This is a genomic window from Methylobacterium sp. J-072 (assembly GCF_022829425.1).
Classification (GTDB): domain Bacteria; phylum Pseudomonadota; class Alphaproteobacteria; order Rhizobiales; family Beijerinckiaceae; genus Methylobacterium.
In genome coordinates this window covers 1-14,176 of sequence record NZ_JAKSYK010000024.1, presented here as the reverse complement: position 1 = coordinate 14,176, position 14,176 = coordinate 1, and the positions used below count along the sequence as shown (strand labels likewise).

Sequence of the window (14,176 nt, the reverse complement as noted above, 5' to 3'; positions counted from 1 at the left end):
CGTCCTTCGATCGCATGATCCTGATGTCTCGCCGCGGCTTCGGCCGGGGCCTCGCCCTCGGCGCGGGGGCATCCTGACCACGATCATCCAGCCCGAGCCGCCGGTGCTGGTGACCTTGGCCCATACCGCCATGATCGCCCACGTGTGGATCAACGCCTGAGCGCCATCTCACCCCCTCCCGGCCATGCCTTTCGAACTCGACCCGTCCAACCCCTCTTTCGCCTCGGCCGCGGCGTTGCGGCAGCGTTTCGCAGAGGACGCGGTCGCGCGCGACAAGGCCGGTGGCCGCCCGACCGCGCAGCTGCGCCTGCTCAAGGAGAGCGGGCTCCTCACCCTCCTCATCCCGAAGGCGCATGGCGGCCAGGGCGAGCGGTGGTCGACGGTGCTCAAGATCGTCCGGGAGTTCGCCAAGGTGGACGGCTCGCTCGGCCACCTCTTCGGCTATCACTTCAGCGCCCTCCAGGCCACCCATCTGCGCGGGACCGCGGAGCAGGCCGCCGACATCTACCGGCGCTCCGCGGCGGGCAACTGGTTCTGGGGCAACACGGCGAACAGCTTTTCCAAGAGCCTCTTCGGCCAGCCGGTCGCGGACGGCTACGTGCTCGACGGCTACCGGCCGTTCACCTCGGGCTCCCACATCGCCGATTACCTGCACGTGGCCTGGGAGGATCGCGACACGAACCTGCGCCACTTCGCAGCCATCCCGGCCGACCGCGCGGGCATCCGCGTCGAGGACGACTGGGACGGGATCGGCCAGCGCCAGACCGGGAGCGGGCGCGTCACCTACACGAACGTGCAGGTTCACCACGACGAGGTCTTCCGCTTTCGGGTGGAAACGGCCGAGCCCTACCAGACGCTGACCCCATTCCAGCAGCAGAGCGTCCTCTTGAACGTCTTCGTCGGCAGCGCGCAGGGGGCGCTGCTCGCCGCGCGCGACTATACCGTCGAGACATCGCGCCCCTGGATCGACTCCGGGGTGGAGCGCCATGTCGACGATCCCTGGATCAAGCGCGTCTACGGCGACCTCTACATCAAGACCCAGGCCGCGACGCAGCTGGCCGACGACGCGGCCGCGGCGCTCGACGAAGCCGCCGCCCGCGGGCTCGACCTGACCGAAGCGGAGCGCGGACGGGCGGCGATCCGGATCGCCGCCGCCAACGTCTATGCCGGTACCATCGCCCTCGAAGTCACGAGCCAGATCTTCGAGGTGATGGGCGCGCGCTCCGCGACGAATGCCAACGGCTTCGACCGGTTCTGGCGCAACGTCCGCATCCACACGCTCCACAACCCGGCCGAATACAAGACCCGCACCGTCGGGACCTGGTTCCTGACCGGCGACTACCCGACGCCCGGCGCCTTCCGCTGACCCGGCAACACACCCCCGATCGCGAGGATAGGTCCGTGACCAAGGAAATCCGCGTCAACGGCTTCGCCATCCATAGCCCCGTCCACCTCTCGCCCGGGCTCTGGCGCCATCCCCGCGACCGCTCGCTGGAATTCTCGACCTTGGACTATTGGACGGATGTCGCCCGCATCCTGGAGCGGGGGAAGTTCGACGCGCTCTTCATCGCCGACAGCATCAGCATCCACGACATCTACCAGGGCAACGCCGACGCCTCGCTCCGGCGCGCGGTGCAACTGCCCAAGCACGATCCCACGCTCCTCGTCTCGGCCATGGCGCTGGTCACCGAGCATCTCGGCTTCGGCATCACCGGCTCGGTCTCCTACGAGGCGCCCTACATCTTCGCGCGGCGCTTCTCCACGCTCGACCACCTCACGAAGGGGCGCGTCGCCTGGAACATCGTGACGAACTTCTCGGATGCGGGCGCACGGGCGGTTGGCCGTACCGGCGTCAAGGCGCACGATCTGCGCTACGACATCGCCGACGAGTTCCTGGACGCCGTCTACGCTCTCTGGGAAGGCAGCTGGGCCGACGACGCCCTCGTCGCCGACCGGGCGAGCGGGGTGTTCGCCGACCCGGCCCGGATCCGCAAGGTCGTCCATCGCGGCGAGCACTTCCAGTTCGAGGGCGTCAACATCGTCGACCCCTCGCCCCAGCGCACCCCCTTCCTGTTCCAGGCGGGCACCTCGCATCGCGGCAAAGACTTCGCCGCGCGCCATGCCGAGGCTGTCTTCCTGAGCGATCCGTCGCAGGCGAACGTCGCCAGGAACGTCGCCGACACCCGCGCCCGGGCGGCCGGGCTCGGCCGGGATCCGAACGACATCAAGTTCTTCTCGCTCGTCACCGTCATCGTGGACGAGACGGAGGCCGCGGCGCACGCCAAGTACCGCGACTACCAGCGCTACATCGACCTCGAAGGCTCGCTCGCCCTGCTGTCGGGCTGGAGCGGCATCGACCTCTCGCGCTACGCGCTCGACGATCCTTTCCCGACCAAGAAGAAGGACAACGCGGTCACCTCGCTGATCGATTCGTTCGCGGGGGCCGAGAAGGTCTGGACCATCCGCGAGGTCGTCACCCACAACACCATCGGCGGACGCGGGCCGGTGGTGATCGGCACGCCGGCCCAGGTCGCGGACGCGCTGCAAGGCTGGATGGACGAGACCGACATCGACGGCTTCAACCTGAGCTACGCCGTGACCACCGAAGGCTACAGCGACTTCGCCGACCTCGTCGTGCCGGAACTCCAGCGCCGGGGCCTCTACAAGACGGATTACCGGGCGGGCACGCTGCGCGAGAAGGTTTTCGGCCGGGGACGCCTATTGCCGGACACCCATCCGGCAGCCCGGTTCCGGGCCGCGCTCGCGGAATCGGGCGGCATGCAGAGGGATGCGGCCCCAACCGGCTTGGCCCCGACCTGAGCCTGCGCCCCCCTTGGAACAAGCGATGCAGCGAAGCCTCGCAACCGCCTCGCTTGGCCGCCTCTCTAGGCCCCCCGCCAGCGCAGCACGCGCGTCTCGATCGCAGCGGCGCCCTGGTTGAGCGCGAAGCCGACGCAGCCCAGGATCACGACGCCGAGCATCACGAGATCCATCTGGAAGCGCTCCCGCCCTGCGATGATGAGACCGCCGATGCCGGGCCCCACCGTCATGAAATACTCGGCCGCCACCGTGGCGAGCCACGCGTAGATCAGGGCCAAGTGAACGCCGGTCAGGATCGCGGGGGCGGCCGAGGGCAGGAAGATGCGCCGCACGATCTGCCAGCGCGAGAAGCGCAGGGCACGTCCGACCTCGACGAGCTGGACGGAGGCGCTGCGCACGCCCTCGTGGGTGTTCAAGGCGACCGGGATGAAGGCTGCGAGCGCGACGAAGACGATCTTCGCGGTCTCGGCGAAGCCGAACCAGACCGAGATGATCGGGATCCAGGCAAGGACCGCCACCTGCTTGGCGGCGTGGAAGATCGGGCCGAGCAGCCGCTCGGCGCCGCGGGAGACGCCCAACAGCGTACCGAATCCGAGCCCGAGCACTGTGCCGATGGCGAAGCCCACGAGGTCGCGCGCGAGGCTTGCGGCCAGATCGCCGAGCAGGCGGCCCTCCGTCGCCTCGCGCCACGCCGTGTCGGCGAGGCGTTCGAGCGGAGGCAGGAAGCGCGAATCGACCAGCCCGCCATGGCTCGCAGCCTCCCAGACGAGGAGGAGCAGCACGGGGAGCGTGAGGCCGCGTCGGATCCGGGTCGCAGTCGTACGGGACATGGCGATCTCGCTCGAGCACTCGCCGCCGAAGGGGATACCGGTTCGGCGCAAGCAAGCGCGTGAAATCAATGACTGAGAGCCGTTCCCGATTGCAACGCGATCGGGAACGGCTCTAAGCGTCGATCCGCCATGCCTGGAGCCGCGCTTCCGCGGCGGCCAGCATCGCGTCCATCACGTAGCCGACGAGGCCGATGACCAGCATCGCGGCCAGCATCGTGTCGAGCCAGAACATTTGTCGGCTCCAGACCAGCAGGTAGCCGAGCCCCTCGGACGAGGCGAGCAACTCCACCGCGACGAGGGCCGTCCAGGCCTTGGTCAGGCTGTAGCGCACGCCCGTGAAGATCGCCGGCAACGCGCCCGGGAGGACGAGCCGGCGCAGGGATTGCCACCGCGTGAGGCGAAGCACTGCGGCCACCTCCTTGTAGCTCACCGGGATGTTCCGGATGCCGGCGGCGGTATTGACCACCATCGGGAAGAACGCCGCCTTGGCGATGACGACGATCTTCAAGGTCTCGCCGATGCCGAGGAACAGCATCAGGAGCGGGATCCAGCCAATCGTGGGCACCTGCGCCACGGCGGTGAACAGCGGCCTGACGTAATCCTCCACCGGGCGCGACAGCCCGATGGCGATCCCGAGCAGCAGGCCGAGCCCCGCTCCTACCGCGAAGCCCGCCGCGACCCTGATTGCGCTGATCCCCGCATGCTGCGCGAGTTCGCCGCTCGCGGCCATGTCGCGCAGATTCTGCCAGACGTAGCTCGGCGCGGGCAGGACCTGTTCGGGCAACCAGCCCCGGGCCGAGGCGAGCGCCCAGACGAGCACGAGGGTGAGCGGCACGAGAAGGCCGATCGCCGCGTGCCGCACTCGTACAAGGAGCACCGCGGTGAAATCATTCGGCCTGGCCGGCGCGAAGGCGAGGGGGCTCATCGGCGGCTCTTTCTCACGAGCCCAGCGGCTTGCCGTCCGGTCCGAAGCGCTCCCAGTAGCGTTCGAGACCGAGTTCCCGCACCGCCTGATCGACGTAGTGCGGCTCGAACCATCCGGTGACGTCCACGTCGCGCCGGATCAGGCCGAACGCCTTGGCCTGCCTGGCCTGCACCCGGTATTGCTCGACGAAGAACGGATCGACGAGCGGCGAATTGCGATAGCGCAGTTCCTGATCGGCCAGGTCGTAGCGGAACACGGAAGCCGGCGTGCCGGACTTTGCCCACACCGCGATCAACGCGTCTCGATTCGCCTCATCCGACGACCAGCGTGCGGCCTCCACCAGCGCTTTCACGACCTTGGCGACGAGATCGGGATGGGCGCGTTCGAACGCCTCCGTGACCAGCAACGCGCTCTGCCGCTCCAGGCCGCGATCGTTACCCTTGGTGGCGTAGACGATCGCGGCCTTCTTCTGCTCGGCGAGCGAGATCAGGGGAAAGTTGCCGAAGGCGGCCTCGATGTCCCGGCTCGCCAGTGCCGCGTTGGTCGTGGCCGTATCCATGTTGAGGACTTGGAGATCGCGCTCGGTGAGCCCGTTCGCGGCCAGAATCTTGACCACGGCGAGGTGGTTGTTGGTGCCGCGGAAGATCGAGACCTTGCGGCCGCGCAGATCCGTCACGCCCTTGATGCTCGACCCGTCCGCGACGGCGAGGTAGGTCGGCGCATGGGCGCCGGTCGCCGCGAGGATCTTGGTTTTCAGTCCACTCGCCCGGCCGATGATCGAGGGCAGGTCACCCTGGAGGGCGAAGTCGAGCTGGCCGTTGGCGATCGCCTCGTTCACGGCCGGGCCGGCGCCCTTGAAGAAGGACCACTCGACCTTGACGTCCGGATCGGCCTGGAGGGCGCGCTGCACGTATCCCTCGGCATGGGCGACCGCGAGCGTGTCCCCGCCCGCGAAGGGTCGGTTGTCGACGCCGATCGAGGCGAAGCCGATCCGGATCGTCAAGGGTTCGGCGCGCGCCAGCGAGGGGAAAGCGAGCGCGAGGGAGGCGAGGAGCGCGGTGCGGATGACGCGCCATGAGGATCGTGCTGCGATCACGTCGGAATCCTTGCGGAGGGAGGTGCGTCGGGATCAGGAATTGCCGAGGGGTTTTCCGTCGGCGGCGTAGCGGATCCAGGCCTTCTCCAGGCCGAGATCCTTGAGGGCGGCATCGAGGTATTTCGGCTCGAACCAGCCGGTGACGTCGACCGGCCGGCGCACCAGGCCCAGCGCCTTCACCTGCGCGGCCTTGTAGCGGTAGCTCGCGACCAGCAGGTCGTCGATGAGCGGCGACAGGCGATAGGCCAGCGCCTGCCCTTCGTAATCCGCCCGGAACACGTCGATGGGGGTCCCCGACTTCGCCCAGATGGCGAAGACCGCCTCTCGGTTCTCCTCGCGTGAGGACCAGGCCAGGGCCTTCAGCGTGCCGCGGACCACCTTCGCTACCAAATCGGGATGCGCGGCTTCAAACGCGGCCGCGACGAGCAGATGGTTGCTCGCGGTCGTCGCGGGATCGCCCTTCGTGCTGAAGGCGACCTTGGCGAGTCCCTGCTCCACCAGCCGCAGCAGGATCGACTTGCCGAAGGCGGCGTCCACGTCGCCCGAGGCGATTGCCGCGAGGGCGGTGGCGTCGTCCATATTGAAGAAGCGGATGTCCCGCGCGTCGATCCCGTGCTGCGCGAGGGCGCGGTCCGTCGTCAGGTGGGTCGAGGTGCCCCGGAACTGCGCGACGCGCCGACCCCGAACATCGCCGATCGCGGCGATGCCGGAATCCGGGCGCGCGACGAGGTAGAGGTTGTCGCGCGGGCTCGTGGCCATGAGGATCCGCGTCTGCAGGCCGGCCGCGCGCGCCGTGAGGGATGGCAGGTCGCCCATGAAGGCGAAGTCGAGCTGGCCGGAGGCCAGGGCCTCGTTCACCGCCGGCCCGGCCCCCTTGAAGAAGGACCATTCGACCGTGACCGCCGGATCGTCCGCGAACGCCCGCTCGATGTAGCGCTCGCTCGCGATCACCCCGACCGGGCCGCTCACGAAGCGTCCGCCTTCCGCGGCGGGGCCGGCATAGCCGATGCGGATCGTCACCCGCTCCGCGGCGACGGAGACCTGTACCGGGCCCAGCAGCGCCGCAACGCCGAGCGCCAGCGCCACGATCCGACGAAGCACGCGCGGCATCGCCGTCACTCCGCCGCCTGGAGCGGGGCCGCCGTCCGCGCCCGATGGGCCGGGAACGGCAGCCCGAGATTCTCGCGCAGGGTTCGGCCCTCATACTCGGTCCGGAACAGGCCGCGACGGCGCAGCTCGGGGATCACGAGGGCGATGAAATCCTCGAGTCCGCCCGGCAGGAACGGCGCCATCACGTTGAAGCCGTCGGCGCCGCCCTTCCGGAAGCGTTCCTCCAGCCGATCGACGATCTGCTCGGCGGTGCCGACGAGCTGCCAATGGCCGCGCGCGCCGGCGATCTGCAGGTAGAGCTCGCGGATCGTCAGGTTCTCGCGCCGGGCGAGGTCGATCAGGAGCTTCTGCCGGCTCTTCGGACCGTTGGTCTCCGGCAGTTCCGGAAGAGGCCCGTCGAGGGGATAGCCGGTCAGGTCGAAGCCGCCGAGCGTCGAGGACAGCAGCGCCAGCCCCACGACCGGGTGGATCCGCGCTTGCAGCGCTTCGAACGTCTCCTGCGCCTCCGCCTCCGTCCGCCCCACGACCGGGAAGATCCCCGGCATGATCTTGATGTGGTCGGGGTCGCGCCCGTAAGTCTCCGCCCGGCCCTTGAGGTCGGCGTAGAAGGCTTGCGCGTCGGCCAGGGTCTGCTGGGCCGTGAACACGACCTCCGCGGTCTCGGCCGCGAGGTCCACGCCCGCCGCCGAGGAGCCGGCCTGAACGATCACCGGGTGGCCCTGCGGCGAGCGCGGCACGTTGAGCGGGCCGCGCACCTTGAAGTAGCGGCCCCGATGGTCGAGCACGTGATGCTTCTGCGGGTCGAAGAACAGGCCGCTGTCCTGGTCGCGCAGGAAGGCGTCGTCCTCCCAGGTGTTCCAGAGCCCGGTCGTCACCGCGACGAACTCGCGGGCCCGGGCGTAGCGATCCGCATGGGCGTAATGCTTGTCGAGGTTGAAGTTCAACGCCTCCGAATCGGAGGACGAGGTCACGACGTTCCAGCCGGCGCGCCCGCCGCTGATGAGGTCGAGCGAGGCGAACGTGCGGGCGACGTGGAAGGGCTCGTTGAAGCTCGTGCTCGCCGTGGCGATGAGGCCGATCCGCTCTGTCACGGTGGCGAGGGCCGAGAGAAGCGTCAGCGGCTCGAAGCTCGCGGCCCGCGAATTGTGGCTCAGGGCCTGGAGCCCGCGCTCGCGCACACCGTTCGAATCCGCCAGGAAGAGGGCGTCGAACTTCGCCGCCTCCGCGCGCTTCGCCAGGTTGAGGAAGTGGTCGAGGCTCACGGAGGCGTCGGGGCGCACCTTCGGGTGGCGCCAGGCCGCGACGTGGTGGCCGTCCGTCATCAGGAAGGCGCCGAGCTTCATCTGGCGGTCTTGGGGCATGGTGCGGTCGCCTGCCGTTCGGGATTGCGGTTCAGGCCGCGCCCTGGAGGGCGATCGCGGCGGCCGGCTGACGCAGGGGCTCATCCGGCGCATCGAGCCGGCGGGGCTCCGGCCGCCCCCAGCTGCCGGAATCGAGCGCGGCGAGCACCGCCTCCCGCTTGTGCAGGAGGGCCGCCTCTGTCCGGCTGCGCGGCCGAGGCTCGTCCACAACGACGATGCGGGTGATCCGCCCGGGCCTGGGCGCCATCACGACGACGCGGTCGCCGAGGTAGACGGCTTCATCCACATCGTGCGTCACGAGCACCGCCGTGATGCCCTCGCGGGCGACGATGCCCTGGAGCTCCTCCTGGAGATGGGCCCGGGTGAAGGCGTCCAGCGCCCCGAAGGGCTCGTCGAGCAGGAGGACACCCGGACGGTTCACCAGACCGCGGGCGATGGCGGCGCGTTGCGCCATGCCCCCCGACAATTGGCGGGGATAGGCGTTCTCGAAGCCGGTGAGGCCGACCAGGGCGATGTGCTCGCTGACCGCCGCGCGCTTCGCGTCGCGGCTCAGCCCCGCATTCTCGAGCCCCAGCGCCACGTTCGCCTCGACCGTGAGCCAGGGGAACAGCCGCGGCTCCTGGAAGACGAGCCCCCGCGCGAGGCTCGGCCCCCGGATCGTCTTGCCGTCGTGAATCGCCGCGCCGGCATGGTCGGTCTCGAGCCCCGCAAGGATGCGCAGCAGCGTGGATTTCCCGCAGCCGCTCGCACCTACGATGGTGATGAACTCGCCGGGCGTGACCGTGAGGTCGATGCCGTCGAGCGCCGGAAGCAGGCGCCCGTCGACCGTAAAGGTCTTGGCGATGCCCTGCAGGCCGAGTTCTCCATTGGCCATGCGACGATCCTCGATTGTTTAGAGGGGGCTCACCCGGCCACCGGGTCTGGCACCGACAGCCGCATCTGGGATCGGGCCGCAGCTCTCGCTGCCGGAGGAACTTGGTTGGCAAGAAGAAATGCGCGCTCTCCCGGGCAAGACTCTGGATCCCAAGATTTGAAATTGCGACCTTGGCAACGACCAAAGATCTTTATGGCATACCGATGTGTTATAACCCGCCTGATGTGAGATAATTGCCGCAACAATTTCAATCACATAGCCTAATAATTAAATGGTGCATCACGCAAGACTGTCCGTTTAGCGCTCCCGTGTCAACGAAATGAATTTTTAATTTACGCGATTATTATGATAAGCCATCCTCTCCGCGCGTGGTTCGAAAGGATGTCCCGAGCTTCAATACCACGGGCCGCAGCGATCTTTCGTGGACGCCGAGGGGCTCATCAGTTGCGCAGGCCCGCCTGCTTCATCAGCGGGAGCACCTCGGAGCCGAAGATCTCGAGATCCTCCTTGAAGTCGAAGAAGCTGAGCTGAAGCCCGTCGATGCCGGCTGTCCTCAGCCCCACGAATTGCTCGACGATCTGCTCGGGCGTGCCGACGAGATAGATGTTGCCGCCGATCTGCCCGTAAGGATCGGTGCGGCCCTCCCGCCCCTTCCAGGCCTGGGCGTCGCTCTCGAAGCTCTTGAAGCCCTTCGGGCTGCGCGTGTCGGCATGGGCGACGATCCGGTCCGCGAGGTCCCAGGCTTCCTTCTCGGTGGGCCGGGCGATGACCAGCGGGTTGATCAGGGTCCGCACCGCGCGACCGACTTCGCGGGCGCTGCGCTTCACCTTGTCCGTATGGGCAGGCAGCGCCTCCAGCGTGGACTGGATGTCCGAGCCCGCCGGGCTCGTGATGAAGACGATGTCGGAATAGCGCCCGGCAAAGGCGATTCCGGCGTCCGAGCCCGTGGCGTTGACCAGGATGGGCCGGCCGTAATGCGGCTTCGGGGACACGTAGCCGCCCCGCATCCGCCAGCTCGACTGGCCTTCGAACGAGAAATTCTCCTCGTCCTGCCAGAGGCGCTGCAGCACCTCGACGAACTCGGCGGCCAGTTCGTAGCGGCGATCGTGCTCGATCCGGTCCCAGCCGAACATCGCGTGCTCCACCGCGCGGTGGCCGGTCACGACCTTGATGCCCCAGCGGCCCTTGGAGATATGGTCGAGCGTCGCCCCGAACTTGGCGAGATGCAGGGGGTGCCAGGGTCCGTAGAGGACATGCATCGTCGAGATCAGCAGGATGCGCTTCGTCAGCGCGACGAGCGCGGCGATGGTGGTGAAGCTGTCCAGCGCCTGCCCGTTGAAGACGCCGCCATAACCGCCCTTTGGCAGCCATTGGCTCAAGGCGAAGACGAGATCGAAGCCGAGTTCCTCGGCGCGCAGGACGAGGTCGCGATTGTAGTCGAAGCGCCAGTCCGTCGAGCGTTCCAACGTCGAGTTCGTCCAGCCGCCGGCCTGGATCGGTAGGAAGAGGCCGAGCAGGATCGGCTGCTCGCGCAACACTTTCGACAGCGGGCTCTCCGGGAAATCGGTCGGGGCCGCGAAACGATCGAGGCCGACCAGCGATCCGGGGGCATGGGAGAGCACCACTGCACCATCCTCTTGCGACTGTTCACGGGCAAGCCATCCCGCGTCTCAATGAGCACGACGGGAAAACAGGCTTGCCCGCACGAAGACCTGACAGGCTGACGAGGCTTCAGCGCGCCATCCGATGCTGGCTCTCGATGAGCCTGCACGGCCCATAGCAGCCGTCAATTTATGACAGAGCTTTCGTCGTCCCAACTGGACTCATGGTGATGCAAAGCAATCGATCGAACAAGGAATTTATATTTTATGTATGATAGACTTCGGAGAATTATCTCCATGAAACCGAACACCGAATTCAAAAAATCTCTCATCGGACGATGAACAAACGGAAATCCCGCCTCAAAAACTCATTCGGGACAAGCGAGCGCTCGAAGTCCAGTTCGCCACTGCGCGTAATCTGTCACCGGCAAGGTGGTTTATCGCCGAATTTGGTGAGCTGGACAGCCTGAACGCGGTGGCTTGGTCATGGACGGGATGGAATCGCGGGTTCGTGTGTGACCTTGCTCTGTCTTCTGCCAGCCTGTCGCCCCCCACATCACCCGGGCGGACCCCAACGGTCTCACCATCACTGTTGAAGGTCAGCGCAACCGGGCCATCCCCAGCCTGCCGCATGCTGAGCGCGGCGGTCTGTCGACGCTACGCTCGCAAACATTGATGCTATGTGGTTGATTTTATTGGCGCGCCCTACGGGAATCGAACCCGTGTTTTCGCCGTGAAAGAGTGGTAACGAGGCATTTTGCGGCGGTCGGCGAACGTCGACGAACTCCTAATCCGCTCTGTAGACAGGGTCTTTCGTCCTTGCAGGTTCGCTAGCGTCCGCCTACGCCTTTTCCGTACGATTTCCGTACGGAAGCGGGGAGGGCGCCATGGCTCGCACGATACGCAACGCAAAGCTCGACACGCGTTCGGGGCGCGCCAAACTCGCGCCTCGCCGGGAGCCGTACTGGACGGTGATCTCGGCCGGCTGCGCCGTGGGCTACCGCCGCGGCGCCAATGGCGGCACGTGGGTCGCGCGGATGCGCGACGGGCCCAAACAACATTACGACGCGCTCGGCGCCGCCGACGACAGCCGGGATGCCGACGGCCTGACCGTGTTCTCGTTCGCTCAGGCTCAGGAGCGAGCGCGCGGTTACTTCGCCCGGAAGGCGCGTGAGCTCGCTGGCCTCGATGAGGAGGCTGTTGAAGTCCCCTGGACGGTCGCGGCGGCGTTGACCGACTACCTCGCCGCGCGGGAGCGACGCGGGTCGAAGGGCGTGCGGGCAGACCGCTACGCGGCCGAGGCACGCATCCTGCCGGCGCTCGGCGCGCTCGAACTGACAGCGCTGACAACCAAACGCATTCGCGAGTGGCACCATGACCTCGCCGAGGCGCCGAAGCTGCGCCGGACCAAGTCTGGGGAAGAAACACGACGTTTGGCCGCGGTCGATTCGGCGGACCCTGAGGCCGTGCGAGCGCGGCGCTCGACGGCCAACCGAGTGCTGACGGTCCTGAAGGCCGCGCTCAACCATGCGTTTCAGGAGGGCAAGGCTGGCTCGGACGAGGCGTGGCGCCGGGTGAAGCCGTACCGCGAGGCTGATGCCGCTAAAATCCGTTATCTGACCGCCAACGAGTGCCGGCGCCTGCTCGACGCCTGCGACGGGCCATTCCGAGATCTCGTGCGCGGCGCATTAGCGACAGGGTGCCGCTATGGCGAGCTCGGGCGGATCCGGGCGTCCGACTTCGACGCGCAAGCGCGCACCGTGATGATCGCTAAATCGAAGCAAGCCAAGCCGCGCCATATCGCACTGAGCGACGAAGGGGCCACCTTCTTCGCCGCGCTCACCGCCGAGCGGCCAAGGACCGCGCTGGTTTTCTCCCGGACGGATGGAGGAGCCTGGGGAGCCTCACACCAGCAGCGGCCGCTGATCGAAGCCTCGGCGCGGGCGGGACTTGAGCCGCCGTGCACGTTTCACATCCTGCGGCACACCTACGCCAGCATGCTGGCAATGCGCGGGGTGCCGATGCGCGTCATCGCCGACCAGCTAGGGCACGCCGACACGCGCGTCACCGAGAAACACTACGCCCATCTCACGCCGACATACGTGGCCGAGGCGGTGCGCCGATCGCTGCCAAAGCTCGGCCTAATTGATGCGCCATCCGCCGATGAACAGTTTAGAAGCGCAGAATGACTACGGTAACTCACAATACCGAGTTGGATTTACTTTGATTATGTTTCTTGACAGCAAATTTTAACCACAAACTGCAGAATCCCGAAACTTTCTCGTAGCTAGCCGGAAGCGGATACGAAACTCCAATACGGCGAAAGCTAGCCAGAGAGATGGATGAGAACCGCGTCGTTGAGATTTCCGGCCTCATAGCGGAGATGGAGGGAATGTCCCCAGAGTGCTGCTAGGCAAGCGACAACAATGACTTAGCGAATACCCGCAATACCCTTTGTGTACCGCCCCGTGGACACCCGTCCAGAACGATCGCCGGGGTGATTCAAACCGGCTTAGCCGGTGTTCACGACACCCGGATTGAGCCATCCTGCTCCCAGATGGGCGCCTCTAATCCGTCCCGGGCGAACATCGCAGTGACGGCGCCGCGCACGGAGTCCGCTCCCTCGTGTTTGGCCGCACCGTCGAGTAGACGCGTCAGCTCGCCCACGTCCGCCTGCGTGTCGCCCATCGGCCATAGGGCCGACGCAGCCAGCTGGCGCTTGCGGTGCATCAGGCCGTGGAGCAGGCAGTCGAACGAGCCCTCTCGATAGCCCGGATGGATGGCCATCGGCACATGAATGGTAACCGGGCGAGTCTGACCAAGCCGATGGACGCGGTCGTTGCACTGCTCCTCGACCGCCGGGTTCCACCAGCGCGAAAGGTGGATGACGTGCGTCGCTGCCGTAAGCGTCAGCCCCGTACCTGCCGCCTTCGGGCCGAGGACGAGGAGGTCGAACTGCCCTTCACCATCAAGATGCCGCTGAAACCGATTGACGATGGCTTGGCGCTGCGAGATCGGCGTGTCGCCGTTGATCAGATCGACGCGCGGTAGGCCGAACCGCGCACGGGCGAGTTCGACAAATCGGTGCTGCATGCGCCGATGCTCGACGAAGACGAGCGCGCGCTCGCCCCACTCGGCGACCGAGCCGAGGATCTCGAACACGGCGCTGAGCCGCGCCGACGCCTCTACGAAGGCGGCGTCCGCTTCGGCCGTATCGAGGCTGGGATGGACCGAGACGGTGCGGATGTGGTGCAGCATCTTGAGCGCAGCCCCGGCGCCCCCCTGCGCGAGCTTGAAGTGGGCATCCTCATAGGCCTCCGCTTGACGATCCGGCATCGGTCGTGGGTGCAGACGCCGCACCTTCTCCGGCAGATCCCGCGCGACGACGTCCTTGATGCGCCGCAGTGCTAGATGTGGATCGGCGTGTAACTTTGGTTCATCCGCACTTTCGGTGCTGGCGAGCCTCCGTACGGCCAAGCTCTACGGGTCGATCTCAGGCGGTATGGAGGACGCGCTGGCGCAGAAGATCGAACTTCGCGCGGCCGTACATGCTCCGCTT

General features: G+C 67.0%; 11 protein-coding genes. 3 read left to right on the top strand and 8 right to left on the bottom strand.

The genetic code is table 11. The features are described 5' to 3' along the window. The first annotated feature begins 184 nt into the window (after positions 1-184). Positions 185-1,366: an acyl-CoA dehydrogenase family protein gene (locus tag MKK67_RS01310; protein WP_243961283.1), complete on the top strand. Its 1,182-nt coding sequence runs from the start codon at positions 185-187 to the stop codon at positions 1,364-1,366. 35 nt (positions 1,367-1,401) lie between these two features. Next, the gene (locus MKK67_RS01305; RefSeq protein WP_243961281.1) at positions 1,402-2,820 is read left to right on the top strand and encodes an LLM class flavin-dependent oxidoreductase; all 1,419 of its coding nucleotides are present in this window, start codon (positions 1,402-1,404) and stop codon (positions 2,818-2,820) included. Positions 2,821-2,885: 65 nt separating this feature from the next. Here the strand turns inward: MKK67_RS01305 and MKK67_RS01300 are convergent, their stop codons facing one another. The 7 genes from MKK67_RS01300 to MKK67_RS01270 all read right to left on the bottom strand — a co-directional run bounded on the left by MKK67_RS01300 (position 2,886) and on the right by MKK67_RS01270 (position 10,641). Beyond that, positions 2,886-3,650 (bottom strand): ABC transporter permease, encoded by a 765-nt coding sequence (locus MKK67_RS01300; RefSeq protein ID WP_243961279.1) that lies wholly within the window; start codon positions 3,648-3,650, stop codon positions 2,886-2,888. A 112-nt stretch (positions 3,651-3,762) separates the two neighbouring features. Beyond that, a complete protein-coding gene (locus tag MKK67_RS01295) occupies positions 3,763-4,575 on the bottom strand; it encodes an ABC transporter permease (RefSeq protein WP_243961277.1) in 813 nt (270 codons plus the stop codon). A gap of 13 nt (positions 4,576-4,588) precedes the next feature. Next, on the bottom strand, positions 4,589-5,671 hold the full coding sequence (locus MKK67_RS01290; protein ID WP_243961275.1) for an ABC transporter substrate-binding protein: 1,083 nt from the start codon (positions 5,669-5,671) through the stop codon (positions 4,589-4,591). 33 nt (positions 5,672-5,704) lie between these two features. Continuing rightward, positions 5,705-6,781 (bottom strand): ABC transporter substrate-binding protein, encoded by a 1,077-nt coding sequence (locus MKK67_RS01285; RefSeq protein WP_243961272.1) that lies wholly within the window; start codon positions 6,779-6,781, stop codon positions 5,705-5,707. 5 nt (positions 6,782-6,786) lie between these two features. Then, entirely contained in the window at positions 6,787-8,142 is a 1,356-nt protein-coding gene (locus MKK67_RS01280; protein WP_243961253.1) for an LLM class flavin-dependent oxidoreductase, read from the bottom strand. 31 nt (positions 8,143-8,173) lie between these two features. Continuing rightward, a complete protein-coding gene (locus tag MKK67_RS01275) occupies positions 8,174-9,016 on the bottom strand; it encodes an ABC transporter ATP-binding protein (protein WP_243961239.1) in 843 nt (280 codons plus the stop codon). Between the two features lie 440 nt (positions 9,017-9,456). After that, positions 9,457-10,641 (bottom strand): LLM class flavin-dependent oxidoreductase, encoded by a 1,185-nt coding sequence (locus MKK67_RS01270; RefSeq protein ID WP_243961237.1) that lies wholly within the window; start codon positions 10,639-10,641, stop codon positions 9,457-9,459. A gap of 863 nt (positions 10,642-11,504) precedes the next feature. Between MKK67_RS01270 and MKK67_RS01265 the strand changes: the two genes are divergently transcribed. Further along, entirely contained in the window at positions 11,505-12,806 is a 1,302-nt protein-coding gene (locus MKK67_RS01265) for a tyrosine-type recombinase/integrase (RefSeq protein ID WP_243961235.1), read from the top strand. A gap of 334 nt (positions 12,807-13,140) precedes the next feature. Here MKK67_RS01265 and MKK67_RS01260 read toward each other — a convergent pair whose 3' ends face one another. Beyond that, entirely contained in the window at positions 13,141-14,094 is a 954-nt protein-coding gene (locus MKK67_RS01260; protein WP_243961227.1) for a DEAD/DEAH box helicase, read from the bottom strand. Between the last annotated feature and the right edge of the window lie 82 nt (positions 14,095-14,176).

Coding starts and splice junctions, on each gene's coding strand:
- MKK67_RS01310 (WP_243961283.1), top strand. CDS start 185: ATGCCTTTCGAACTCGACCCGTCCAACCCCTCTTTCGCCTCGGCCGCG.
- MKK67_RS01300 (WP_243961279.1), bottom strand. CDS start 3,650: ATGTCCCGTACGACTGCGACCCGGATCCGACGCGGCCTCACGCTCCCC.
- MKK67_RS01295 (WP_243961277.1), bottom strand. CDS start 4,575: ATGAGCCCCCTCGCCTTCGCGCCGGCCAGGCCGAATGATTTCACCGCG.
- MKK67_RS01285 (WP_243961272.1), bottom strand. CDS start 6,781: ATGCCGCGCGTGCTTCGTCGGATCGTGGCGCTGGCGCTCGGCGTTGCG.
- MKK67_RS01280 (WP_243961253.1), bottom strand. CDS start 8,142: ATGCCCCAAGACCGCCAGATGAAGCTCGGCGCCTTCCTGATGACGGAC.
- MKK67_RS01275 (WP_243961239.1), bottom strand. CDS start 9,016: ATGGCCAATGGAGAACTCGGCCTGCAGGGCATCGCCAAGACCTTTACG.
- MKK67_RS01265 (WP_243961235.1), top strand. CDS start 11,505: ATGGCTCGCACGATACGCAACGCAAAGCTCGACACGCGTTCGGGGCGC.